Source organism: Allocoprococcus comes (assembly GCF_013300725.1).
GTDB classification, from domain to species: domain Bacteria; phylum Bacillota; class Clostridia; order Lachnospirales; family Lachnospiraceae; genus Allocoprococcus; species Allocoprococcus comes_A.
In genome coordinates, this window is the sequence record NZ_JAAIMM010000094.1 from 1 (window position 1) to 994 (window position 994).

Sequence of the window (994 nt, forward strand, 5' to 3'; positions counted from 1 at the left end):
TGATGTGCGGAAAGCCTGTAAGAAAGGTGCTCCGATCTGCCTGTTCATTGACTGGAGACAGTACCCGTCGATCACAGATGCCCTGCAGTGGGCAGGCTGGATCTGGAGAGGAACCGCAGTGTGGGATAAGGGAAACTCCCGTCCGCAGAAAGGGCGCTTCCGCCAGCAGGCTGAATATATCGTGTGGGGCAGTAACGGACCGATGCCGATCAACCGCCCGGTCTCCTGTCTGCCGGGTGTTTTCCGATATGGAAATCCGCAGAACCGCATCCATGTGACAGAGAAACCATTGCAGCTTATGAAAGATGTGATCCAGATCTGCGAGCCGGGAGGTCTGATCCTGGACCCGTTTGCCGGGGCTGGAACAACTGTCCTTGCAGCGGTTACGACAGGGTATCGTGCCGTAGGGATTGAAGTGACGGATGCCTACTATAAATTGGGAAGTGACAGAGTGAAGTTTGCGTTAGAAGCAGAAGAAAACGAGGATGAAAAGTAGCCGGGATGTCCAATAGGACATCTTGTTTTTTAATAGAGAAAAGCAGTGGCATCCAACTGGATGCAGAAAGGGGATGGAGCGTATGGAACAGGCTCTGGCTTATGTGTGCTGTTCAGCAGAAGAAAGCCGGGTAAAAGTGCAGAAATATTGCAGAAAAATCTATGAACTGGGTTATGTACCGATCTGTCCGAGGTTTGGATTTTCACCGTTCCTCGAAGAAGGAGATGCGGAAGATATGCAGGGATATGGAAGGATGTCTCATATCCTTTTACGGAGATGCCGGATGGTCGTTGTATGCGGAAAAGAAGTGACAGGGACGATGAATACGGAAATCAGTATGGCAGACAGACTCCATATCATTTGTACGACACTCGATGGACTGGTACAGATCAAAGAATCGAAATAAATCAAAGGCGGGTCTGCCGGGTGATACAGAGACTGGCGGTACTCGTTTTGCAAGCATAGCGTTTGGATATCCAAACGCACTTTGGGGAGAAC

General features: G+C 50.1%; 2 protein-coding genes. Both read left to right on the plus strand.

Translation table 11 applies throughout. The features are described 5' to 3' along the window. The coding region (locus G4407_RS16170; protein WP_173689697.1) for a DNA-methyltransferase at positions 1-496 on the plus strand (496 nt) is incomplete at its 5' end. Positions 497-578: 82 nt separating this feature from the next. Further along, positions 579-902 carry a DUF7768 domain-containing protein gene (locus G4407_RS16175; RefSeq protein ID WP_172590495.1) on the plus strand — a complete coding sequence of 108 codons (324 nt, stop codon included), beginning with the start codon at positions 579-581 and terminating at the stop codon, positions 900-902. Positions 903-994 lie beyond the last annotated feature (92 nt).

Coding starts and splice junctions, on each gene's coding strand:
- G4407_RS16175 (WP_172590495.1), top strand. CDS start 579: ATGGAACAGGCTCTGGCTTATGTGTGCTGTTCAGCAGAAGAAAGCCGG.